Source organism: Flavobacterium sp. NKUCC04_CG (assembly GCF_019345525.1).
Classification (GTDB): domain Bacteria; phylum Bacteroidota; class Bacteroidia; order Flavobacteriales; family Flavobacteriaceae; genus Flavobacterium.
The window spans coordinates 1-311 of the sequence record NZ_JAHKRA010000064.1 but is presented as its reverse complement, the minus strand read 5'-3'; the positions used below and the strand labels follow the sequence as shown (position 1 = coordinate 311).

General features: G+C 39.9%; 1 tRNA gene. It reads right to left on the bottom strand.

Features of this window, described 5'->3' with window-relative positions:
- Positions 1–220: 220 nt before the first annotated feature.
- A tRNA-Ile gene (locus KO524_RS15240) sits at positions 221–294 on the bottom strand.
- Positions 295–311: the final 17 nt, after the last annotated feature.

The window sequence follows — 311 nt, the reverse complement described above, 5'->3', positions numbered from 1 at the left end:
CTAATCCCCCAAATGAATTTAGAAGGTATGTCTTCCAAACGTGTTCGGGTTAGTCAACCTCTAAAATTTCCTTTCAATAAAAGTGTTTTTCGTGATTCGTAAGTCGAAAATTGTGATTTGCAATCACTTTCTCTAAATACGAGTCGTGTTTTACCCGTAAACCCTCTATATGTATTGATGTAACTCAATACAGATAAAAGATTGCCTCAGGTGCAACCTGTAGTCCCGGGCAGACTCGAACTGCCGACCCCTACATTATCAGTGTAGTACTCTAACCAGCTGAGCTACGAGACTCTGTACTTTTATTGTGT